The sequence below is a fragment of the Aeromonas sp. Y318-3 genome, from assembly GCF_027706185.1.
Lineage (GTDB): Bacteria > Pseudomonadota > Gammaproteobacteria > Enterobacterales > Aeromonadaceae > Aeromonas > Aeromonas veronii.
On the sequence record NZ_JAPDCN010000003.1, the window covers coordinates 40996 to 64542 of the forward strand.

Below are 23547 nucleotides of genomic sequence, written 5' to 3' on the forward strand. Positions count from 1 at the left end.
CGGGGTACTCAGGCAAGGGACTTTTGCATATACAGCGGGACAATAATGAAACAAACAATGTCGGATCTCTCCATCTTGCAGCGAGTCTACCTTGGCTTCGCGATCCTGGTGGCCGTGATGGTGGCCAGTTCACTGCTCACATTTCGTAGTCAGGAGACCCTGGGGAACGCACTGGAGCAGGTTACCCAGCAGTCTATGCCGCTGGTGATTGCCAGCAGCCAGACCCAGATCACCCTGCTCAGCGCCAACAAGTGGCTGGGGGATGTGCTCACCGAGCAGGACCCAAAACAGCTGCCGGCCGAAGTGGCCGAACTGAAACAGGCCAAGGCTGCGGTGGGCAAGAGCCTCGACGTCTTGCGCCAGCAGGTCGCCCACCACCCCGAACTGCAAGGGGAGATGAGCAGCCTTAGCCAACAGGTCGACAGCTACCTGCAACTGACCGATACCCTGCCAGGCGAACACGAGGCGCTGCTCACCCGACTGCACAAGGTCAATCTGGCCAAGGGGCAGTTTCAGGTCAGTCTGCCCCAGTTCAAGAAGAGTCTGGGTGACATGATGGTCACCATCGACGACAGCTTTATCAAGATGCTCTCCGAGACCCTGACCACCAAGCTTTCCGCTATCGAACTCTCCACCATGGACGCCCTCAACCAGACCATTCCGGCCCCCATCGAAGGGGCGCTCAAGCGCAACAAGATGCAGATCGAGGGGTTCAACAGCACCATCAAGGATCTGCAGGGGGAGCTGAAGAACTTCGAGAACGACATGGGCCACTATGTTCACGGCTTCGTGCGCGACACCACCGCCAGCGAAGGCGTGCTCTCCCAGTATCTGGCGCTGATGAAGCAGCAGGAACAGATGCGGGAGAAGAGCAAGCAGGCCAGCGCCCTGATCGTCGAGATCCAGAACCGGCTTGAGCGGATCACCGGCCAGAGTCAGCAGCTGATGAGTCAAAGCATTCAGCACGCCAAAGCCACTCAGAGCCAGAGCACTCTGACCCAGGGCACCAGCATCGTCGTCGCCATCCTGATCGCCATGCTGGTGGCTTATACCCTGGGCAAGGCCATTCGCCGTCCGCTCAGGGAGTTGCTGCGGGTGCTGACCGAAGTAACCCAGGGCGACATGACCCAGCGCATCGGTTTTCAGAGCAAGAACGAATTCGGCCAGCTGGGCAGCCAGATCAACCTGCTGATTGCCCAGATGGGGGAGGTGCTGGCACAGCTTTCACAAGCGTCTGCCCAGCTTAACGATGCCGCCCACGGGAATCGCCACACCACCGAATCAGTGCGGGCGGATCTGGAGAAACAGCGGCAGGAGACCGCCTCGGTCGCCGCCGCCATGACCCAGATGGAGGCCTCGGTGCGGGAGGTGGCGCAGGCTGCCAACCAGACCCTGGAGCGGGTGCAGGATGTGGAGAAGGCCTCCGAGATGGGGCGCAAGGTGATGGCAGGCAATATCACCACCACTCATCAACTGGCGGGCAAGCTGCAACAGACCGGCAAGGTGATTGGCGATGTGAGCGCCATGAGCAGCCAGATCGGCAATATCCTCGACGTCATTCGCGGCATCGCCGAGCAGACCAATCTGCTGGCCCTCAACGCTGCCATCGAAGCGGCGCGGGCCGGCGAGCAGGGGCGCGGATTTGCGGTGGTGGCGGATGAGGTGCGCAGTCTGGCGGGCCGCACCGCCCAGTCCACCAGCGAAATCCAGACCATGATCGAGAACCTGCAGCAGGGGGTAGCCAAGGCGGTGACCGTGATGCAGGAGTGCTCTCGCGAGATGGACAGCTGCGTGGATCAGAGCTCTCACGCCAACAACGCCATGGAGGAGGTGCAGGGGATTGTGGTGCTGATCAGCGACATGTCGAGCCAGATCGCCTCTGCCGCCGAGCAGCAGCAGGCCACCAGCGCCGATATCGCCACCAACCTCAACCGCATCTCCGATATCTCGGATCTCAACTATCAGGGGATCGAGCGGGTGGCCGAGACCAGCCAGCAGCTGGACTCCCTTGCCGAGCAGCAGGAGAGCCTGGTCAAGCGCTTCCGCCTCAGCGCCTGATGGTCGAGAGTTGAAACAACAAGGCCCCGCAGATGCGGGGCCTTCTCTTTATTGCGGCAGCGACAAGGGGATCAGGCGTAGGCAATCGCGCCCTTGCCGACCCCTTCATAGGCGACAATCTTGACGAACTTGTCGCCCACCATCTTCTTCACTTCGCGGGCGATATAGCAGGCCAGCAGCTCAACCGTGGTGTCGGTGTCGATCATCTCCACCTCGGCGGTGGGGATGGCCAGCTGGAACAGCCCTTGCGGCGCCACATATTTGAAGCCGCAGTGATGCTCGCCAAGCTGGGCATTGGCGCGAGGGCTCAAAGCGAGCTCGGTCAGCGCCACCTTGTCCTCCTCGGTGCCGAGGTAGATATCCCCCCAGCGTTCGGCCCAGTTGAGCTCAAGCTCCTGGTCGCGCTCGCCATCGACGTGGATCTCGATGGGAGAGCGGTGGCCGTGGGCGATACGCTGGCAGTTGCCATCGTGCTTTTTCAGGCCGTGGCTGTAGTGGTAGAAGGCGCCGGTGATCGCCTCCTGACGCAGGGTCAGGGAGAGATCCTTGATATTGCCCGGCAGCCGTTTGGCCAGTACCGCCAGCAGGTAGCGGGTCACCGACTCTTTATCAACTTGCGGGGCCGGGATAAAGGCAAAGCCCTGGGATGGGCAGCGCAGATGGATGGAGCGACCCGGGCGCAGCAGATCCACTGTGCTTTCGTCACCATCCAGTGTCTCGACGTGGATCAGCGGGCACTCGGTCGGCACCAGCAGCTTGTGGTCCACCTCTTCATCGATGATCGACTTGATCAGCTTCTTTACCCGGCCAAAGTCCAGCAGCATGCTCATTTCGTTGAGCTCACCGCTCATTTCGATATCTACCAGCCAGCTCTCGCCCACCATGCCGCGGCGTTCGCAGAGGTAGCTGGAGTCGATCACGGTCAAATCTCTTACAAATAACTTCATCAGTCAGGCCTTGCTACAGAGAAAGGGCAGTTTTGCGCTATTATGACCCGCGATTATCGGCAAAGGAACTGGAACCCCCCATGAACAAACTGCTTATCAAGAATGCCACCCTGGTCAACGAAGGCCGCATCTATGCCTCCGATGTGTTGATCGAGGGGGAACGGATTGCTCGCATCGCCCCGGATATCGAGGCGCCCGATGCGCTGGTTATCGATGCCGCAGGTCGCCATCTCATCCCCGGAATGATCGATGATCAGGTCCACTTCCGGGAGCCGGGATTGACCCACAAGGGGACTATCGCCAGCGAATCCCGCGCCGCCGTCGCCGGTGGCACCACCAGTTTCATGGAAATGCCCAACGTTAATCCCCAGACCACCACCCTCGACGCCCTCGAAGCCAAATACCGAATCGCCGCCAACTCCTCCGTTGCCAACTACAGCTTCTATCTCGGTGCCACTAACGACAACCTTGAAGAGATCAAGCGTCTCGACCCCAAGCAGTCCTGCGGGGTCAAGGTGTTTATGGGCTCCTCGACCGGCAACATGCTGGTGGACAATCAGGAGACCCTGGCGGCCATCTTCCGCGAAAGTCCGGTGATGATTGTCACCCACTGCGAAGACACTCCGACCATCGCCAAGGCCGAAGAGGCGGCGCGGGCCAAGTGGGGCGAGAATGTGCCGATGGGCGAGCACGGCCGCATTCGCAGCGACGAGGCGTGCTACAAATCCTCCAGCATGGCGGTAGCGCTGGCCAAGCAGTACGGTGCCAAGCTGCACGTGCTGCATCTGACCTCGGCCAAGGAGCTGTCGCTCTTTACCGCCAGCCACGATCTGAGCGAGCTGAAGGACAAGAACATCACCGCGGAGGTGTGCGTTCACCACCTCTTCTTCAATGAAGCCGATTACGAGACCCAGGGCAGCCTGATCAAGTGCAACCCTGCGGTGAAGAGTGCCGCCGACCAGCAGGCTCTGCTGGATGCGGTACGTAACGACGTGCTCGACATCATCGCCACCGACCACGCGCCCCACACCTGGGAAGAGAAGCAGAACAGCTACTTCAAGGCGCCGTCCGGTGTGCCGCTGGTGCAGCACTCTTTGCAGGCGCTGCTGGAGCTCTACCACAACGGCGTGTTTACCCTGGAGACTATCGTCAAGAAGACCTCCCACGCGGTAGCTGAGCGCTTCCAGGTGCAGGATCGCGGTTATATCCGCGAGGGGTATTTCGCCGATTTGGTGCTGCTGGATCTGGGCAAGCCCTATGTGGTCAACGATGACAACATCCTCTACCACTGTGGCTGGTCGCCCTTCAACGGCTACCGCTTCCACAGCACGGTGGAGATGACGCTGGTGAACGGCCAGATCGCCTGGCAAAACGGGCAGGTGACTGACCAGATCCTGGGCAAGCGGCTGACCTTTAACCGCTGATTGTTCGCAAAGCAGGCGAACGCACCGTGGCCGAGGAATTGGCGGCGTTTCCCTGTTGACAGGACAGGGTCATCTCCATAAACTCTGCCCCCGTCAGCCGAGCTGACTCCGTCGGTGTGTAGCGCAGCCAGGTAGCGCATCTGCATGGGGTGTAGAGGGTCGGAGGTTCGAATCCTCTCACACCGACCAAATTCCCCGGTAAAGGCCTTGTCAAACGACAAGGCCTTTTCTTTTGCCTGCGATTTGCCGCACAGGCGCGAAGCCAGTGGTGATGCGTGCCGGTCGATGTTGGCGTGAGTCGATTGTGCAGCCACCGCGCTTTATGGTGTAGTAACAACTCTGTTGCTCATTTGCCTGGCGAGGCCTCTCGTGTCTGCATCCGTATCTAAACCCTGTTGTCTGCTGATACTCACCCTACTGCTGGTGGGCTGCGCCACCCCTTATGAGAGTGAAAAGTCGTTCTGGAATGGCCAGACCGGTTTCTCGCAGACCCGGCTTGGCCCGGACAAGTGGCAGCTGGAGTTTGTCGGCAACGATCTGGTGGACAGGGAGACCGCCCGCAAATATGTGCTCAAGCGGGCAGGAGAGCTGGCACTGGCAGAGGGTTACTCCTGGCTCAAGGTCGATGAGCTGACCATTAACCGTGATGCCGTCAGGGTGACCCCATCACGGCCGCTCTTCGGCTTTGACGAGGACGAGCCGGATCTCTTTATGGCCCAGATGCAGGTGCAGCATACCATCTCGGCGCTGCTCACTTTTCGCCTGTTGCCACGGGCACTCGATGAGCGAACTCTGGATGCGAAATATCTCGCCGAAATCAAAATAAACAGTGATTAATATTGGTGGATTGCAAGATCTATATCACATACACCTAATGGCAGGATAAAATTCTGGATAAAGCCTCTAGATTTACCCCCTGCTTTTAGGCATTCTCCCAGCATACCAGCCGCCAGGAATCAACGGCTCGGATCACAAAAACGGACTGTAGTGGCTCCCACGCCACTGTTTACGGCTTGCACCAATCAAAACCGGGACTCCCCCATGAAAATGAATAAACTGACGGTCGCCATCCTCATCTCCATGATGTTTGGCATCCTCACCGGCCAGGGCTATCGGATGTTTGCCGCAGATCAGGCTGCGGATTTCGCCAGTAACATCACGATCCTGACCGATATCTTCCTGCGCCTGATCAAGATGATCATCGCTCCCCTGGTCTTCACTACCCTGGTGGTCGGTATCGCCAAGATGGGCGACACCCGCACCGTGGGGCGTATCGGTGCCAAGACCCTCGGCTGGTTTATGCTGGCCTCCCTGATGTCCCTGAGTCTGGGTCTGGTGATGGTGACCCTGATGCAGCCGGGTGTGGGTCTTTCACTCTCCCTGCCCAATGACACCGCCAGCTCGGGCATTGCTGCCGGTGCCATTACCCTGAAAGATTTTGTGACCCACGCTATCCCCAAGAGCGTGGTTGAGGCGATGGCCACCAACGAGATCCTGCAGATCGTGGTCTTCTCCCTCTTCTTCGGTCTGGCTGCCGCCGCGCTCGGCGATCTGGCCAAGCCGGTAGTGGTGCTGATGGCCAGCGCCGCCGAGATCATGCTGAAAGTGACCGGTTATGTGATGAACTTTGCGCCGTTCGCGGTGTTTGGCGCCATCGCCGCCATGGTAGCCAAAGAGGGGCTGGGTATTCTGGTTACCTACGGCAGTTTTATGGCTCAGTTCTATATCGCGCTGGCCTGCCTCTGGCTGCTGCTGATCGCCATGGGCAGCGTCTTCCTGCGTGGCCGTGTCATCAAGCTGCTGGCGATGATTCGCGAACCCATCCTGCTCGCCTTCTCGACCGCCAGCTCCGAAGCGGCCTATCCGAAGACTCTGGATCGTCTGGAGAAGTTCGGTTGTGACAAGCGCATCGCCAGCTTCGTGCTGCCTATGGGTTACTCCTTCAACCTCGACGGCTCCATGATGTACTGCACCTTCGCGGTGATGTTCATCGCCCAGGCGTATGGTATCGAGCTCTCCATGGCCCAGCAGATCACCATGCTGCTGCTGTTGATGGTCACCTCCAAGGGGATGGCCGGGGTACCGCGCGCCTCTCTGGTGGTGATTGCCGCTACCCTGAACCAGTTCCATATTCCGGAAGCGGGCATCTTGCTGCTGCTGGGGATCGACCACTTCCTCGACATGGGCCGTTCAGCCACCAACGTGCTGGGTAACGCCATCGCCGCCAGCGTGGTCGCCAAGACCGAAGACAGTCTGGGTGAAACCGTCGCGCTGGGCGAGAGTGAGCCAGCCAAAGCCTGATCACAAAGCCATGAAAAATAAACAACAACGGCCCGCCAATGCGGGCCGTTGTTGTTTATGGCTCGTCTACACTGCTAGATAGTTTCCATCTGGAGTGTACGGTTATGAATATTGCTCGTCGACTGCAACTGATAGCGCTGCTGGTGATACTGACGCTCATTTTTCTCAGTTGGTTCAGTATCAATCGCCTTGGGGCAGGCAACCGTGATTTGAGCTATGTGACGGACAATACGGTGCCCAGTATTTCGCTGATTAAGGAAGTGCAGGCCGATTTCTATGAATTGCACTCGTTGGTACAAACACATGTGCTCAATACCGACTCAAGCAGGATGCAGCAGATTGAAACGGGTATCACCGAGATACGGGGACAGATCAATTCGCTGCTCGACAAATATAAGGCAGAGATGCTCTCCAATGACGAAGATCGGCGCCTGACCGACGATGATCAGCGCATTGTCGCGCAATATTATCAGGAGATAGACAAGGTTCTGCAGCTCTCCCGCCAAAACAAGAATGATGAAGCCAGAGACATGCTGGCGGGAGAGGCATACGGATTGTTCCAGCAGTTTGCCAAGGCCATCGAACTTCACGTCAACTTCAATATGGATTTGGGACTGGCGCTCAAGAAGCAGGGTCAGGAGAACTACGACAACAGCCTGCAAACCCTGTTGTTGATCGCCGGTGGTGCCACCGTGCTGACGATGGGGCTGTTTGTCTGGTTGTTCAATCAGGTGGCCAATCCCCTTCGCACCGCCATGGATACCCTGACCCGGATCCAGCGTGACCTCAACTTTACCCTCAGAGCGGATGTGAAACAGCAGGATGAGATTGGCCTGACCCTCAATGCGGTCAACCGGCTGCTCGATACGCTGCAACAGACATTTACCGAATTTTCCGTCGGCAGCTTGCAGATCAAGAGCACTGCCGAATCCCTCTCTCAGGCAGCGCAACACCTGGCCAGCTCGGCTAATCAGGCCAATGATGCCACCAGTCTGATAGCCGCCGGTGTGGAAGAGATGACGGTCAGCATCACAGATATCTCCCAGCGTACCCAAGAGACGAGCCGTATCACCAATGAGTCGGGGCAGCTGGCGACCGAGGGGGGCCGGACCATCGAGCGCACCGTTCATGCCATCAACGAGATCGCCGACTCCATTCGGCAGGCCTCGGCCGAGGTCATTGCGCTGGGTGAGGGCATTTCGCGCATTGGCGGTGTGGTCAACGTGATCCGTGATGTGGCGGGGCAGACCAACTTGCTGGCCTTGAACGCGGCCATTGAGGCGGCGAGGGCCGGAGAGTCCGGCCGTGGCTTTGCGGTGGTGGCAGATGAAGTGCGCAAACTGGCTGAGCGCACAGCCCAATCCACCCAGGAGATCTCCGCCACGGTAGAGGCGATCCAGCAGGAGTCGAACAATACGGTCTCCCGCATGCATCTGGTGGAGGAGAAGGTGAGCCAGGGGGTCACCATGGCGACAGAGAGTGGTGCCATTATTGCCGAGATCCGCAGTGCGTCGCACCGGGTGATGGATCAGGTGGGCGAGATCACCAATGCCATCCGCGAGCAGAGTTCGGCTGCCGAGTCGATTGCCCATCAGGTAGAGCAGATTGCTCAGGTCGTGCAGCAAACCAGCAGCACAGCGGAAGAGACCTCAGCCGCCGCCGAGGAGCTCAATGTCACCACCGAGAGCATCCACCAGCAGATATCCCGCTATCGCATTCAGTAACGCCGACGGTTGTTATCCATCTGCTATCCCCGCCAGCTGGCGGGGATTTTTTATATGGCTTGCTTAGAAGCCTGAGCCCGGTTGCTGCAAAAATGTCGCCTCTTCCGGTGTGCTGGTGCGACCCAGAATGTCGTTGCGGTGGGGGAAGCGGCCAAAGCGTTCGATGATCACCTGATGACGGCGGGCAAAGTCGGCAAATCCGGCAAAGGTCGCCTGCGCCGGTGTGCCAGCCTGCTCGGCAGCCAGTGCCTCGAACAGCGCCACACTTCTGGCCTGTTGTTCGCGGGATTCGGCATGCTCCAGCGGCAGATAGAAGAAGACCCGCTCCAGTGGCGAGAGCTGTCGGTCCATGCCAAGGGATAGCCCCTTGAGGCACTGCTCGCGGGCGAGCGGATCCCGGACAAAGGCGGTGGGGGTGCCGCGATGGATATTGCGGGGCAACTGGTCGAGCAGCAGGATCAGTGCCAGCCTGCCGTGGGGCAGGTCGGCCCAGTCGGCCAGCTCCCCGTTGGCGGCCGCCTCTGCCTGCGCGCCAAAGCGCCGGGCCAGCAGGGCATCGGTCTCGCGACTTTTCCCCCACCAGAGCGGGGCTTGTCGTTTGGCGCGCAGGGCGTCGTCGGTCGGGTCGCCAAACCAGAAATCGAGCAGAGGTTGCCAGGGTTGCATGGGGACTCCTTGCTGGTGTGTTGAGGAGGGCCAATAACAAATGGCTCCGGGGTGCTGCCGAAACGGTAGCTTCTCGTTACACTGTGCCATCTTTTGCCCGAAAGAAGTAACCCCAGATGGCGAGCGACGGTTGCCTGGCGCGGCCGATGATGGCCTGCCATCGCCATGAGGTGGTCTTGTTGACCCTGGTGGTTATCGGGACGTACACCTCTCTCGCGGTGTTGTTCTCACTGATATAAGGAAGCTTTGATATGGCCGGAACCAGTTTGTTGGCCCTGCTCGACGATATCGCCAGCGTGCTTGATGACGTGGCGCTGATGACCAAGATGGCGGCCAAGAAGACCGCCGGGGTGTTGGGTGATGATCTGGCCCTCAACGCGGAGCAGGTCTCCGGGGTGCGCGCCGAGCGGGAGTTGCCGGTGGTGTGGGCGGTGGCCAAGGGGTCATTTCGCAACAAGCTGATTCTGGTGCCCGCCGCCATCGCCATCAGTGCCCTGGTGCCCTGGCTTATCACGCCGCTCTTGATGCTGGGAGGTGCCTACCTCTGCTTTGAGGGGGCCGAGAAGCTGGCCCACAAGTTCCTGCCTCATGAAGTGAGCGAGGGGGAGGCACATACAGCCCCCATTCCCGATGATCTGGTAGCCTTCGAGCAGCAGAAGGTAAAAGGGGCGATTCGCACCGATTTTATTCTCTCTGCCGAGATCATCGTCATCGCCCTTGGCACGGTACAGGGAGCAAGCCTCGCGCTGCAGCTCTCGGTAGTGGCGGGCATTGCCCTGCTGATGACCATCGGGGTCTACGGGTTGGTGGGGCTGATCGTCAAGCTCGATGACATCGGTCTGCATCTGCTGCAAAAGCCCGATGGCAGCGCCCTGCGCCGCGCGGTGGGGCAGGGACTGCTGGTGACAGCGCCCCGCCTGATGCACCTGCTGGCACTGGTCGGCACCATCGCCATGTTTATGGTGGGCGGTGGCATTCTGGTGCATGGCTGGCCTTTTGCCCATCACCTGATTGAAGGCGCCGCCGCTGTTGTCGCCACTCTGCCCACTGTGGGGGCCGTACTGGCAGTGGTGACCCCCACTTTGCTTAACGCCGTGGCCGGTGTGGTGGCAGGTCTGCTGCTGGTTGCCGTGATGACGCTGGTGAGCCGTCTTGCCCCGGCCAAGGTATAAGCGAGCTTGCGGGCCATGTTCTCTTTTTTCCTCTCTTCATTTTTTGGCCTTCGGGTTGCCCGGTTTCGGACTTGCTGCCCGAAGGTCTGCTGCGCCTCCCGATAAAGGCCTTTGCGAGAAGCTATGTATCAACAACAGTGGAATAACGACCATATCTACCCGGCCCTCGACAGCACCGAGCTGGAAGCGGACATGCCCGCAGCCCGCCACGCGCTGGAGGAGCTGGCCAGCTATATGGCAGGTCTGGACGGGGTGCGCGACGATGACGCAGCGCTGCTGGATTTCTTGCGGGAAGTGCGGCTGCGCGCCCGTGATATTCGCCATGTCGGCTGGAACGTCGCCATTCTGGCCGCCTGCCGCGGCAGTCAGGATGCGCGGGATCCGCAGGCCAAACAGCTGGCGTCCCGTGCCCGCGCCCTTAATGCCGATCTGTTCAAGACGCTGGCGCCGGTGGAAGATCTGATGCTGGCGTTGCCGGAAGAGAAATTCGCCGCGCTGATGAGTGATCCACTGCTCGGTGAGGAGGCGTACCGCTTGGGCCATGAGCGTCGTTTACAGGATCAGCGCTTGCCGGTGGCGGCGGAGCAGCTGGTGATCGGTTTGGGCACCGATGGTCTGCACGCCTGGGGCAACCTCTATAACGATCTGGTGGGCAAGATCCGCTTGACCATTGATGGCCGCGAGATGGGGCTGGCCGAGGCGAGCAATCTGCTCTCCAGTCCGATACGTGCGCTGCGTTTAGAAGCCTTTGATGCCATCAGCGCCGGTTGGGAAGGGGAGCAGGAGACGGTTGCCGCTATCCTCAATGCCCTCAACGGCTGGCGGCTGGAGCTGGCCCGTCAGCGTGGCAACACCCGGTTGCTCGATGCGCTGGCTCTCTCTTGCCACCAGAGCCATATCGAGCGTGCCACCCTCGATGCCCTGATGAGCGAAACCTGGCGAGCCCGTGGGTTGGGTCAGCGGGCGCTGGAGCTGATGGCTGAGCGCCTTGGTCTCGACGATCTGGGGCCGGAGGATCTCTTTGCGCCGCCGCCAGCTTCCAGCAGCCGTGACATTCCTTTTGATGAGGCGATCGAGTTGATTGCCGATGCCTTTAGCCGTTTCGATCCCGAGATGGGGGCGTTTGCCCGCATGATGGCCGAGAAGGGGTGGATTGATGCGGCGCCCACGCCAAATCGCCGCACCGGCGCCTACTGCACCAAGTTTGCCGAACCGGTCGAACCGCGGGTCTTCGTTACCTATGCCGGCACCATGGACAATGTCATTACGCTGGCCCATGAGCTGGGTCACGCATGGCACAACTGGGTGATCCGCGATCTGCCGATGAGTCAGCGCAGTTACCCCATGACGCTGGCGGAGACAGCCTCCATCTTTGCCGAGACTCTGGTGCGCAGCGCCCTGTTCGAGCAGGCGCAAAGCCCGGAAGAGCAGTTGGCGATCGCCTGGGCCGAGGCCGATGGCGCAGCTACCTTCCTGGTCAATATCCCGGCTCGCTTCGATTTCGAGCGGGCCTTGGTGGCTGAGCGGGCGCAGGGTTATGTATCCGCAGAGCGACTCAAAGCATTGACCGACGAGGCGTGGGGACGCTGGTATGAGGGGAGCCTGACCCGCTATCACCCCATGTTCTGGGCGGCCAAGGCGCACTTCTCCATCGCGGGGCTGGGCTTTTACAACTACCCCTATCTGTTCGGTTATCTGTTCAGCCTCGGGGTCTATCAGCAGTTGATGAGCCGCAAGGCGGCGGGGGAAGAGGGCATTGCCGAGGCCTATCGTGCCTTGTTGCGCGATACCGGCCGGATGAGCGCCGAAGATCTGGTAGCCAAGCATTTGGGGCAGGATATCCGTGAGGCCGCCTTCTGGCAGGGGAGTCTGGCACAAGTAGCGCAGGCAGTAGAGCGCTTCGCGCAGTTGCCTGCCTGATTGGGTCAGCGGTGATATTAACAACAGGCCCCCGGACAGTCTCGCAGTCCGGGGGCCTGTTTGTTATGCCTGCTCTTGCTGCGGTTTGATGGGACCAACGAACAGAGGACGGGTCTGGTGACTCAGATCCGGCTGATAGCCGTTGAAGAAGAGGTTGAGCAGCACCGAACTGATGGTGGCCAGCAGGATACCGCTATGAAAAAGCGGTTGTAGCTGCGCCGGAAGTTGTTGGAAAAAATTCCCGGAGACCGTCGGGATCATGCCAATTCCGAGACTGATGGCGACGATATAGAGGTTGTGGCGGTTGCTGTTGTAATCGGTGCGCGCCAGGATACGAATACCGGTGGCCAGCACCATACCGAACATGACGATACCGGCGCCCCCCAGCACGAAGGGCGGTATGGAGGCGACCAGCACCGACATCTTGGGGATGAGGCCAAAGGCGAGCAGGATCCCCCCCGACATCACGCAGACCCAGCGACTAGATACTCCGGTCACGCTCACCAGACCGATATTCTGGGAGAAGGAGGTGTGGGGGAAGCTGTTGAATATCCCACCAATAATGGTGCCGATGCCATCCACCCGCAGCCCGCGCACGATATCGCCGCGCCTGGCCGGATGGCCGACGATGTCGCCAAGGGCCAGAAACATCCCCATCGACTCGATAAAGGTGATGAGCATGATCACCGTCAGGGTGGCGATGGAGATGGGATCGAAGGTGGGCCAGCCGAAGGCGAAGGGCACTATGGGGGCAAACCAGGCTGCTTCACCGAGGCCATCCAGGCTTACTTCGCCCATGGCGATGGCCACCACGAAACCGAAGATGATCCCGAGCAGCACCGAGATATTGCTGAAAAAGCCCTTGGTGAAGCGGGTCACCAGCAGGATAAAGACGAGCACCAGAAAGCTGGTGCCGATATAGCGCAGGCTGCCATATTCCGGATTGCCCTTGCCCCCCGCCATCCAGTCGATCCCCACCTGCATAATGCTGATCCCGATGGAGGTGATAACCACCCCGGTCACGACGGTGGGGAAGAGCGGCATCAGCCGACCTATCAGCGGCACCAGCAGGGTCGAGATGATACCGGCGGCAATGGTGGCGCCGAAGATGCCCGTCAGCCCCAGATCCGGGTTGGCTCCGATGGCCAGCATCGGCATCACGGCGGCAAAGGTGACCGACATGATGACCGGCAGCCGGATCCCGGCAAAGCGGCCAATCCCGACACATTGCAGCAGGGTGACGATGCCGCAGCAGAAGAGATCCGAACTGATGAGGTAGGAGATTTGATCCTTGGGCAGCCCCAGACTGCCGCCAATCACCAGCGGCACCGCCACGGCGCCGGCGTACATCACCAGCACATGTTGCAGGCCGAGGGTAAAGAGTTGGCCCATGGGGAGCATGCGCTCCACTTCATCCACCGGGCGCTTGCGCGCACCCGGTCGGGGGGAGGGGGGATTGGTCTCGTTCATCAACAGATCACTCCTTGAAGCCCGCGCAACTGCTACAGGCAAGATAGTGAAAGCCGCAGCTTTCCCGGTCATTGATCTCGTGTATTGACAGAGGTGCCAGATCCCTCGGCAGTAGTGAGAGGGAGCCGGTGCAGCACGGGTCAGTGCACAAAACATGCACAACGCCGCTCACGAGAGAAAACGTTTGGCGATAACGCCTTGTTTTTGCGGGATGAGTCACATATCGGCCAGATAAGTGTCCGGCTGCTGGCAGGGGAAGGAGGTGGGGGCATCTCAGATTGGTAAGGGGTTTATCATTATCGGTCTGGCGATCTCACTTTGATAGCCGGGCACCATAACGTTGCTCGCAATGTGCCCCTCTGCATGTGACGGCGCTCGCGGGCCGCAGGGCGCAATCGGGGGCAGGGGCGTGATCCAAAGCAAGAAAGTTGGATGTTTTGGTGGCGCACGGGACCGCCGCTGGGGTAGTTTCGATAAAACCGACACAGATCCTGAGGTCTTATCCATGATCATCTATCTGCATGGCTTTGATGCCACCAGCCCAGGCAATCACGAGAAAGTGCTGCAGTTGCAGTTTATTGATGATGATGTGCGTTTCGTGCACTACAGCACGGTTCACCCCCGTCATGATATGAGCCATCTGCTCAAGGAAGTGAAAAAACAGCTCGATATGAGTACCGATCCCAAACCGCTGATCTGCGGCGTGGGTCTTGGTGGCTACTGGAGCGAGCGAATCGGCTTTCTGTGCGGCATTCGCCAGGTGATCTTCAACCCCAACCTCCATCCGGAAGAGAACATGCAGGGCAAGATCGACCGGCCGGAAGAATATGACGATATCGGCACCAAGTGTGTAACTGAATTTCGTAAGAAAAATTCAGGAAACTGCCTGTGTATCCTTTCCGTTCAGGATGAAGTGCGCGATAATCGGGACACTGAACGTGAATTGAAGAACTATTACGACATCGTGTGGGATGAGCGCGAGACTCATAAGTTCAAAAATATCTCGCATCATCTGCAGCGGATGAAGGCCTTCAAAGAAGCCTGATCCATCACGTCGACCGATTTCGTTTTAGGGAGCCAATGGCTCCCTTTCGTTTTGAGGAACCGAGGAAAATCATCATGATGAATATTGTCGTTGTAGGCGGCGGCGCCGGTGGCCTGGAGCTGGCCACCAGTCTGGGTCGCAAGCTTGGCAAGAAGAACAAGGCCAAGATCACTCTGGTCGATCGCAACCGCACCCACCTGTGGAAACCCCTGCTGCACGAAGTAGCCACCGGCTCCATGGATGCGGGCATCGATGCCCTGAGCTACCAATCTCACGCCAAGAACCACGGTTTCGACTTCCAGCTCGGCACCCTGACCGACATCAAGCGTGACGAGAAACGCATCGTGCTGGCCCCGATCCACGACGACAATGGTGACATCGTGGTCAACGAGCGCGAGCTGCCCTACGACTATCTGGTGATGGCCATCGGCTCTGTCTCCAACGACTTCAACACCAAGGGGATCAAGGATAACTGTATCTTCCTCGATAGCCCCTCCCAGGCGCACCGTTTCCACAACAGCATGATGAACCGCTTCCTGCAGTTCGCCACCGAATATCAGCCGGGCGACAAGGTGAAGATTGCCATCGTTGGTGGCGGCGCCACCGGCGTCGAGCTCTCTGCCGAGCTCTACAACGCGGTCGAGCAGCTCTATGCCTACGGCTTCAAGAATCTGACCACCGACAGCCTGAAGGTGACCTTGGTGGAAGCGGGCCCCCGCATCCTGCCGGCCCTGCCGGAGCGCATCAGCGGCGCCGCTCATCAGGAGCTGGTCAAGCTGGGTGTGGATGTGCGTACCGCCACCATGATCACCGAAGCGACCGCCGAAGGTCTGCATACCAAGGATGGCGAGCTGATTGAAGCTGACCTGATGGTGTGGGCTGCCGGTATCAAGGCTCCGGATTTCATGAAGGATATCGCGGGTCTTGAGACCAACCGCATCAACCAGCTGGTGGTGAAAGAGACCCTGCAGACCACCCGTGACGAGAACATCTTCGTCATCGGTGACTGCGCCGCTTGCCCGCAGCCGGATGGCAAGTTCGTGCCGCCGCGCGCCCAGTCTGCCCACCAGATGGCCAGCCAGGCGTTCAAGAACATTCTGGCCAAGATGAACGGCGGCGAGATGAAGCCCTACCTCTACCACGACCACGGTTCGCTGGTATCCCTCAGCCGCTTCTCCACCGTGGGCAGCCTGATGGGCAACCTGATGCGCGGCTCCATGATGGTGGAAGGCTATATCGCCCGTCTGGTGTACATCTCCCTCTACCGGATGCACCAGATCGCCCTGCACGGCTACGTCAAGACCGGCCTCATCATGCTGGTGGGTCGCATCAACCGGGTACTGCGCCCGACCCTGAAGCTGCACTAAGCCGGGATTTGGCAACATGTTGAATACCAAAAGGAGAGGCGATGGCCTCTCCTTTTTTATGGGCGCAGATCAGGAAAGAGAGCGTTACTTGCCCAGATAGGTACGGTCGAAGAAGGTATTGACCCAGTGAGGGCGGTAGATGGCCAGCACTGTCATCGCCATGCCGTTGAGCAGAGCTTCGGGGAACAGCAGCAGTGGCCAGATGGAGAGGTAATCCGCCGTGATGGTGTGCCAAGGGTAGCTGTCACTTAGCCCCATCAGCAACGCACTGGCGGCCACCTTGACCGAGATGGTGATGGCGCCGCCGAGAAAGGCGGCCACGAAGATATAGACAAAGAGATGGCGCGGCAGCCAGGCCCAGCTGGCCAGAAACAGCAGCCAGCTGGTGGCTACCGGCAGGGCGATGCCCACCAGCGCTTGCCAGCCAAAATCGGCCAGATTGGTGACACCAAAGTAACCGAGCACCAGCAGGGTCAGGCAAGGGGCGAGCAGTGCCAGCCGCCAGCCAAGCAGCAGGGTGAGGGTGGTGAGCCCGAGAAAATGGACCTCCAGCCCCTCATGCAGACCGGCCCTTAGATACCAGAGCGGCACCAGCGCGATGGCACTACCCAGCAACAGGTGCTGATAGAGGGGGTTGTCACGGAGGGTCTGCCACAGGGAGCGGCGCAGGCTGAAGGCCAGCAGTACCAGCCAGATCAGGAGGGCGGCGAGTTGTCCTTCACTCATCTTGTCGTCCATTCATGCAGTAGAGTCCGGGCGGCCTTCCCGACCGCCCATAGCAGAGCAGGCTGACGAGTCAGCCTGCTTTTACCATCAATATTTGACGTTGTTGTGGTACTTGCCGAGGATGCCCTTGACCCGTTCCATGGTCTCCTTGCTGGGGGGCTTGATCCCGCTCAGCTCGTACGGGTCGCCCAGTACGTCCCACTTGTGTTTGCCGAGCTCATGGTAGGGGAGCAGCTCCACCTTCTCCACGCTCTCGCCCAGCTCGGCGATAAACTGGCCCAGCCCTTCGGCGCTCTCGTCGTCGTCGCTCCAGGTCGGTACCACCACGTAGCGGATCCACATGGTCTTGCCTTTGGCTGCCAGATAGCGGGCAAACTCCAGGGTGTACCTGTTGCTGACGTGAGTCAGCGGAATGTGTTTCTCGTCATTGATCTGTTTGATGTCGAGCAGCACCAGATCGGTCTGGTCGAGCAGCTTGTCCACCTGTTCGTCGAGATGACGGACGAAGCCGTTGGTGTCGAGACAGGTGTGGATCCCTTTCTCTTTGCAGGCGGTAAAGAGTTCGGTAATGAAAGCGGGTTGCAGCATGGCTTCACCGCCGGACGCTGTCACGCCACCGCCGGAGGCATTCATGAAGTGGCGATAGCTGGTGATGTCACTCATCAACTCCGGTACGGTCACTTCGCGGCCACCTTCGGTATCCCAGGTATCGCGGTTGTGGCAGTACTTGCAGCGCATCAGGCAGCCTTGCATGAATACGATAAAGCGTATTCCCGGGCCATCGACAGTGCCGCAGGTTTCGACGGAATGGATCCGGCCAACGGTGCCGTGAGCTCCGGCTGGCTGGCTGATTTCAACGGCAGGGATCCGATTAATGACAGACATAAACAACTCCAACGATTCGAGCAGGCCGTTATTTTATTACATAAACCCCTATTGATCCTACACCTTTAGTCCGGCGCACGGCTGCCAAGCAGCTGCTCCAGCCCCTTGACGGTGAGCGGCCGACTGGTGAGAAACCCTTGATAATGCTGGCATCCCAGCGCTTTGAGGATGGCCAGCTGCGCTTCCTCTTCCACCCCTTCGGCGGTGACGGTAAAACGGAAGACCTGGGCCAGATCGAGTATCGCCTTGACGATGGCTCTGTCCTGTTCGCTGTGTACCAGGGTCTGAATGAAGCTTCTGTCGAGCTTCACCTCGTCGGCGGGCAGATCCCGCAGATAGGCCAGCGACGAGTAGCCGGTACCGAAGTCGTCGATGGAGATGAGGATGCCGAGCTCCTTGAGCTGGCGCATTCTGGCAATACTCTCCTGCCGATTCTCCAAGACTACCGATTCGGTCACCTCCAGCAGCAGGCGGGAAGGGGGCACACCGGTGTCGCGCAAGATGTACTCCACCTGTTGTACGAAGCCCTGGGTGTGGAACTGGCGGGCACTGACGTTGACCGACAGATGGGGGATCTGCAGGCCACGGTTGAGCCAGAAGCTGTATTGGGCGCAGGCGGTCTTCATCACCCAGTAGCCGATCTCGAGGATCAGGCTGGTCTCTTCGGCGATGGGGATAAACTCCCCGGGTGGCACCATGGTGCCGTCGCTGCGCTGCCAGCGCAGCAGCGCCTCGATACCCGACAGCGAGCCATTGTCGACCCGGTATTGCGGTTGATAGTGGAGCTGCAGCTCGTGATGACGCAGGGCATCGCGCAGCTCATTGGTGAGGGTCAGCCGATTTTTCTCGTGCTGGGCCATCGCCTCGGTAAAGAAGACGTAGTGGCCCTGACCGGCGCGCTTGGCCATGTGGGTCGCGGTGTCGGCCTGTTGCATCAGGACCAGATGATCCGTCTCGTTGCCGGAAAAGAGGCTGATCCCCACCGAGGCGCTGCAGTGCAGTTTGTGATCGCCGATGTCGAACGGGGTGCGAAACAGCCCCATCAGCTCGCGGGCAAAGTGCTCTGCCAGAATTTTGGCGGTGACCTCGCCTTGTCCGAGCTGGGTAAAGAGCAGGGCAAACTCATCCCCCGAGATGCGCGCCTGCACCAGATTGTCCTGGGGCAGCTCCCTGAAACGCTGCACCACGGCCTGCAGCAGCAAATCGCCGCAGGCATGACCGAGGGAGTCGTTGATCGACTTGAAGTTGTCGAGATCGACCAGCAGCAGGGCGCCCCACTGGCCGTTGGAGGCGCTCAGGGTCTGCTGCAAAATATGGTTGAGGCTGCGCCGGTTGTGCAGACCGCAGAGATCGTCGTAGTAGGCGAGCTGTTCGATATGTCTGGCCGCCTCTTTTTCCTGGGTGATGTCGTAGAAGCTGCAGATGAAGTGGCTCAGTTCTCCCTGCTCATCCTTGACGCCGTTCACCATCAAGCGCACCGGAAAGAGGTGACCATCCTTGTGCAGGCAGCGCTCTTCCCCGAGCCAGCACTCCTGCTCGTTGACGGTGCGGCTGACATCTTCCTTGAGATGATCCCCGTAGTAGGTGGGGCGCAGCTTGCGAATGGAGTGACCGATCACCTCTACCTCGCCAAATCCGGTGATCCGGCTGAAGGAGTGGTTGACCTTGAGGATGATGCCGTTGTGATCCATCACAATCAGCCCATCGTGGGTATTAAAGGCTACCTCGGCCAGCCGCAGGGCATCGTCGGTGGCGAGGCGCTTGAGTTCGATGGCGGCCCGCTCGTGCTGGCTGCTCAATAGATCCAGCAGCTGTTCGGGCTCCTCAAGGGGGGTATCGAGCAGCAGGGTGATCTGGCCAATGGGGGCGCCGCTCTGGCCATGGAGCGGAATGCCGATGTAGGCGCTGGCATTGAGGGCCAGCAGCCGGGTCGCCTTGGGATAGCGCACTGGCAGATCTTCCACATAGATGGCCTGACCATGCTGGAACAGCTCCTGAGCGGGGCCGGGGTCGAGCTGGATGGGCTTGAGGGTGGAGCAGATCTCCTCGTTGATGACGCAGCGGGGGATGATCCAGAGATCCTGACCGCGGGGCTGAAACTCGCCGATCCAGCCCACCCGGGCACCGCTGGCGCTCATGGCCCAGCTTACCAGCGTCTTGCAGTAGTCGATGCCGGTCTGCTGGTGCAGCTCGGGCGGGAGGGCCAGCTCGGCGCGGTGCTCTTCCGGTTGCGGCTGCCAGTGGCCGAGCAGCTGGGCACTGCTGCGCACCAGTTGCAACATCTCCTCGCTAAGCGGGGTGGGATCGAGATACTCCAGACTCAGCACCCCGAACAGCTTGTCCTGCTCCAGCAGGGCACCATCGAGGCGTGAGCGCACACCGGCACTGGTCAGATAGAGGTGATTGCTCAGCATCGGCTGGTGGGCGGCCTCCGAGAAGCTCAACGCTTTGCGGGTACGCAGGGCGCGGATATAGCGGCTGTCACCACGAATGGGGTAGAGCGCCTCGACCCCCAGGGTGAACACAGGGGTGAGTTGCTCGCTGCCGAGATCGCCGTTGGCCTGATAGTGCCAGAGGATGAGCCGATCGGCCCCCAAACTCTCTTTAAGGGCCTCGAGCAGGGGCGCATACTGTTGCTGGCTCGCCATCTGGCTGAGGCGCGGCAGTTGCAATGCCAGATCGGCGATGGGCTCCTGACGAAGGTTCTGCAGACAGATGAGCCAGAAGCCATCCTGCTCGTGAGCGAGGGCGATGTGCCAGAGTTGGCTGGCAAAGCGCACGGTGATCTTGCCGCCATGGCCGTTGGTCAGCAGTTGTTCGATGGGCAGGCGCAGGGCATCGGGCAGCTGGGCAGGCCAGGGGGCGCGCGGTTCGTCGAGCCAGTAGAGCGGGGTTTGCATCACGTCGGTCAGGGCGACCAGCCGTTGACTGCGCAGATCCAGACGGAAAAAGAGCGGCGTCTGGAGGGCAGGAGGAAGATGACTGAGTGCGGTAGACGACATGAACAAACAACATCCTGTTAAGCAACCGTCGGGGTTGCAAGAATACTGCAAAATGGTGTGAAACAAAATTTCATTGAATTCTAAATTAGAAAAGTCTAATTTATTGCCCATTATCATGTATGAGGAGTCTTGCAGATGAAACGGATCCTGATTATCGGTGGTGTCGCGGGGGGCGCATCGGCGGCGGCTCGTGCTCGTCGTTTGAGTGAAGAGGCAGAGATCGTGATGTTCGAGCGGGGCGAGTTTGTCAGCTTCGCCAACTGCGGTCTGCCCTATCACATCGGGGGCGATATCCCCGACCGGGATGCCTTGCTGCTGCAGACTCCCCAGAGTTTCAAGCGCCGTTTCAACGTCGATGTGCGGGTCTTCCACGATGTGATTGAGATCGACAAGGCGGGCAAGACCTTGCTGGTGCGCAACCTGCAAACCAGTGAAGAGCAGCGCGAGCATTACGATGTGCTGCTGCTGAGCCCCGGGGCGGCGCCGATCCGTCCTCCCTTCCCCGGTATCGACAGCCCCCATGTCTATACCCTGCGCAACATCCCGGACATGGATCGCATTCTGGCGGCCCTGCACCACGATCAGCCGCGCCACGTTACCGTGGTGGGTGGCGGTTTTATCGGGCTGGAGATGATGGAGGCGCTGCATCAGCGCAAGCTGGATGTCACCCTGCTGGAGCTGGCCGATCAGGTGATGGCGCCGGTGGACAAGGAGATGGCCAACATGCTCCATGCCCGTATCCGGGAAGAGGGGATCGACCTTCGCCTGCGCACCGGCCTCACTGCCATCGAGAGTCTGGATCTGCCTGCCGAGAAGACCTCCGCTGTGCCGACCGCCAAAAGCGGTGGCCTGCGCCTGACCCTCAATGACGGTTCCCATCTTGATACCGGTCTCTTGATCCTCGCCATCGGCGTCAAGCCGGAAACCCTGCTCGCTGCCAAGGCGGGGCTGGAGCTGGGCCCACGGGGCGGCATCAAGGTTGATGCCGGGATGCGTACCTCGGATCCCTTTATCTACGCGGTGGGGGATGCGGTGGAAGAGATAGACTTCGTCACCGGCGAATCTGTGCTGATCCCGTTGGCGGGCCCGGCCAACCGGCAGGGGCGCATCGCCGCCGACAATATGCTGGGCCGAAGCGAAACCTACAAGAAGACGCAAGGGACCGCCATCTGCAAGCTGTTCGATCTGGCGGTGGCCAGCACCGGCCTCAACGAGAAGCGACTGGTGCAACTGGGATTGCCGTTCGAGAAGGTTTATGTCCATCCGGGCAGCCACGCCGGTTACTACCCGGGCGCCCATCCGGTCAGCCTCAAGCTGCTGTTTGCCCCGGATGGCAAGATTTATGGCGCCCAGGCCATCGGCAAGGATGGCATCGACAAGCGCATCGATGTGCTGGCAGTGGCCCAGCGCGCCGGTCTCACCGTGTTTGACCTGCAGGATCTGGAGCTCACCTATGCGCCGCCGTTTGGGTCGGCCAAGGATGTGATCAACATGGCGGGCTTTGTGGCAAGCAACCACCTGAAGGGGGACTCCCTGCTCTGCCACGTGGCCGAGGTGCAGGCTCGTAACCCCCATCAGCTGGTGGTGGATGTGCGCAATGGCCCCGAGCTTGACAAGCTGGGTCGCATTCCGGGGGCGCTGCATATCCCCCTCGACGAGTTGCGTGGTCGCCTCCATGAGTTGCCCAAAGAGAAAGAGCTGCTGATCAGCTGTCAGGTTGGGCTGCGCGGCCATGTCGCCTGCCGCTTGCTGAGCCAGCACGGCTTTAAAGTGAAGAATCTCTCCGGCGGCTTCAAAACCTGGCAGATGGCCACCGCCGAGTAACCGTTTTATTTCTGTGCCTGTTTGCCCCTCTCCCTTGTGCGTGCAAGATGAGGGGCTTTTTGTTTCTGCTTTTCGCCCTCCTTGCATTCCCTAATTGCAGCAATATTTCGACACACTTTATTTCCTGTGCCGGACAAAATTAACGTTTTGTTCAGGGGATGGGTGCTATAACCCCTGCCTCGTTCATGATGAACCGTGTAGTAGGGAGAGTGACATGCTGGATATGCTGATGGCCATTTGGCATCAGGATTTTGACGCCCTGGTTCAGATGCAGGCGGTACCCCTGCTGATCAGTTGCCTGATGCTGGTACTGCTGCTGGAGTCCGCATTCGTCTTCCTGCCCCTGCCGGGGGACAGCCTGGTACTGCTGGCCGGTGGGTTGGTTGGCATGGGGGTGTTTGGCCCTGAAGTGACTCTTGTCTATCTGCCGTTGGCTGCTGGCATAGGTTCTGTGCTCGCCTACTGGCAGGGACGGGCACTGCAGCGCACCCGCTTTATGGATCATATCGAACGGATGTTGCCTCCCGACAGCCTGCCCAAGGCGACCCGGCTGCTGAAAAAGTACGGTTTTCTGGCCATGTTTGCCTCCCGCTTTATTCCGTTCGTCCGGGTGCTGACCCCCATGCTGATGGGGATAGGTCGTCTGAGCGTGCTGCGCATGTGCGTGGCGAGTTTCGCCAGCGCCGTGCTCTGGTCACTTTGTCTGAGTCTGGTGGGCAAGCTGGCGATGACGGTGCCTTTCTTTGTGGCACACAGCGAGCTGCTGACCCGCATGCTGCTCATCACCTCTCTGGTGCTCTTCCTTATCGCCGTCTCGGCCATCCTCTTTCGCTGGTTCAAGGGCGGTGCCAAAAGAGAGCAATCCCCCCTCCGTTGATTTCGGTCTGCTGAGTGTTTGGCCGCTCTGAAAGGGCGGCCGTTGTCGCAGCACGGTGGCTTCTGCCTGTTGCCGCGAGAATCCTCTTTGTGTCAGGGGCGCTCGATGCTTTATCCTGTTTGCTGCCTCGCTGCTGTTG

At 59.7% G+C, this 23547-nt stretch carries 17 protein-coding genes and 1 tRNA gene; 12 read left to right on the plus strand and 6 right to left on the minus strand.

Annotated elements, in window-relative coordinates; genetic code table 11:
- Positions 1-45 precede the first annotated feature (45 nt).
- Positions 46-2058 carry a methyl-accepting chemotaxis protein gene (locus OKB77_RS04840; RefSeq protein ID WP_100646263.1) on the plus strand — a complete coding sequence of 671 codons (2013 nt, stop codon included), beginning with the start codon at positions 46-48 and terminating at the stop codon, positions 2056-2058.
- A 71-nt stretch (positions 2059-2129) separates the two neighbouring features.
- Here the strand turns inward: OKB77_RS04840 and OKB77_RS04845 are convergent, their stop codons facing one another.
- Positions 2130-3005 carry a 6-pyruvoyl trahydropterin synthase family protein gene (locus OKB77_RS04845; protein WP_042053203.1) on the minus strand — a complete coding sequence of 292 codons (876 nt, stop codon included), beginning with the start codon at positions 3003-3005 and terminating at the stop codon, positions 2130-2132.
- Positions 3006-3085: 80 nt separating this feature from the next.
- Here OKB77_RS04845 and OKB77_RS04850 point away from each other — a divergent pair, with 80 nt between their 5' ends.
- The 5 genes from OKB77_RS04850 to OKB77_RS04870 all read left to right on the plus strand — a co-directional run bounded on the left by OKB77_RS04850 (position 3086) and on the right by OKB77_RS04870 (position 8454).
- On the plus strand, positions 3086-4429 hold the full coding sequence (locus OKB77_RS04850) for a dihydroorotase (protein ID WP_270817023.1): 1344 nt from the start codon (positions 3086-3088) through the stop codon (positions 4427-4429).
- A 112-nt stretch (positions 4430-4541) separates the two neighbouring features.
- A tRNA-Pro gene (locus OKB77_RS04855) sits at positions 4542-4618 on the plus strand.
- A 180-nt stretch (positions 4619-4798) separates the two neighbouring features.
- Positions 4799-5266 carry a CC0125/CC1285 family lipoprotein gene (locus OKB77_RS04860; RefSeq protein WP_270817024.1) on the plus strand — a complete coding sequence of 156 codons (468 nt, stop codon included), beginning with the start codon at positions 4799-4801 and terminating at the stop codon, positions 5264-5266.
- 204 nt (positions 5267-5470) lie between these two features.
- Positions 5471-6730, plus strand: coding sequence for a dicarboxylate/amino acid:cation symporter (locus tag OKB77_RS04865; protein WP_043819404.1), 1260 nt, complete (start codon positions 5471-5473; stop codon positions 6728-6730).
- A 104-nt stretch (positions 6731-6834) separates the two neighbouring features.
- Entirely contained in the window at positions 6835-8454 is a 1620-nt protein-coding gene (locus OKB77_RS04870; RefSeq protein ID WP_270817025.1) for a methyl-accepting chemotaxis protein, read from the plus strand.
- A 63-nt stretch (positions 8455-8517) separates the two neighbouring features.
- Here OKB77_RS04870 and OKB77_RS04875 read toward each other — a convergent pair whose 3' ends face one another.
- Positions 8518-9120, minus strand: coding sequence for a DUF924 family protein (locus tag OKB77_RS04875; RefSeq protein ID WP_270817026.1), 603 nt, complete (start codon positions 9118-9120; stop codon positions 8518-8520).
- Between the two features lie 251 nt (positions 9121-9371).
- Between OKB77_RS04875 and OKB77_RS04880 the strand changes: the two genes are divergently transcribed.
- On the plus strand, positions 9372-10292 hold the full coding sequence (locus OKB77_RS04880) for a DUF808 domain-containing protein (RefSeq protein WP_270817027.1): 921 nt from the start codon (positions 9372-9374) through the stop codon (positions 10290-10292).
- A gap of 123 nt (positions 10293-10415) precedes the next feature.
- Positions 10416-12212 (plus strand): M3 family oligoendopeptidase, encoded by a 1797-nt coding sequence (locus OKB77_RS04885; protein WP_270817028.1) that lies wholly within the window; start codon positions 10416-10418, stop codon positions 12210-12212.
- Positions 12213-12275: 63 nt separating this feature from the next.
- Here OKB77_RS04885 and OKB77_RS04890 read toward each other — a convergent pair whose 3' ends face one another.
- Positions 12276-13682 (minus strand): nucleobase:cation symporter-2 family protein, encoded by a 1407-nt coding sequence (locus OKB77_RS04890; protein ID WP_019445490.1) that lies wholly within the window; start codon positions 13680-13682, stop codon positions 12276-12278.
- A 505-nt stretch (positions 13683-14187) separates the two neighbouring features.
- Here OKB77_RS04890 and ycfP point away from each other — a divergent pair.
- Positions 14188-14727: an alpha/beta hydrolase YcfP gene (gene ycfP / locus OKB77_RS04895; protein ID WP_005334000.1), complete on the plus strand. Its 540-nt coding sequence runs from the start codon at positions 14188-14190 to the stop codon at positions 14725-14727.
- 74 nt (positions 14728-14801) lie between these two features.
- Complete coding sequence (locus OKB77_RS04900; RefSeq protein WP_270817030.1) at positions 14802-16094, plus strand: NAD(P)/FAD-dependent oxidoreductase; 1293 nt, start codon at positions 14802-14804, stop codon at positions 16092-16094.
- A gap of 84 nt (positions 16095-16178) precedes the next feature.
- Here OKB77_RS04900 and OKB77_RS04905 read toward each other — a convergent pair whose 3' ends face one another.
- The 3 genes from OKB77_RS04905 to OKB77_RS04915 form a co-directional block, all read right to left on the minus strand.
- The gene (locus OKB77_RS04905; RefSeq protein WP_270817031.1) at positions 16179-16820 is read right to left on the minus strand and encodes an energy-coupling factor ABC transporter permease; all 642 of its coding nucleotides are present in this window, start codon (positions 16818-16820) and stop codon (positions 16179-16181) included.
- An 87-nt stretch (positions 16821-16907) separates the two neighbouring features.
- Positions 16908-17705, minus strand: a complete 798-nt coding sequence (gene pflA, locus OKB77_RS04910; RefSeq protein ID WP_005333994.1) for a pyruvate formate lyase 1-activating protein — start codon at positions 17703-17705, stop codon at positions 16908-16910.
- Between the two features lie 65 nt (positions 17706-17770).
- A complete protein-coding gene (locus OKB77_RS04915; RefSeq protein WP_270817032.1) occupies positions 17771-20707 on the minus strand; it encodes a sensor domain-containing phosphodiesterase in 2937 nt (978 codons plus the stop codon).
- A 135-nt stretch (positions 20708-20842) separates the two neighbouring features.
- Between OKB77_RS04915 and OKB77_RS04920 the strand changes: the two genes are divergently transcribed.
- Both OKB77_RS04920 and OKB77_RS04925 read left to right on the plus strand, forming a co-directional pair.
- A complete protein-coding gene (locus OKB77_RS04920; protein WP_270817034.1) occupies positions 20843-22531 on the plus strand; it encodes an FAD-dependent oxidoreductase in 1689 nt (562 codons plus the stop codon).
- Positions 22532-22745: 214 nt separating this feature from the next.
- Positions 22746-23408, plus strand: coding sequence for a DedA family protein (locus OKB77_RS04925; protein ID WP_270817035.1), 663 nt, complete (start codon positions 22746-22748; stop codon positions 23406-23408).
- Positions 23409-23547 lie beyond the last annotated feature (139 nt).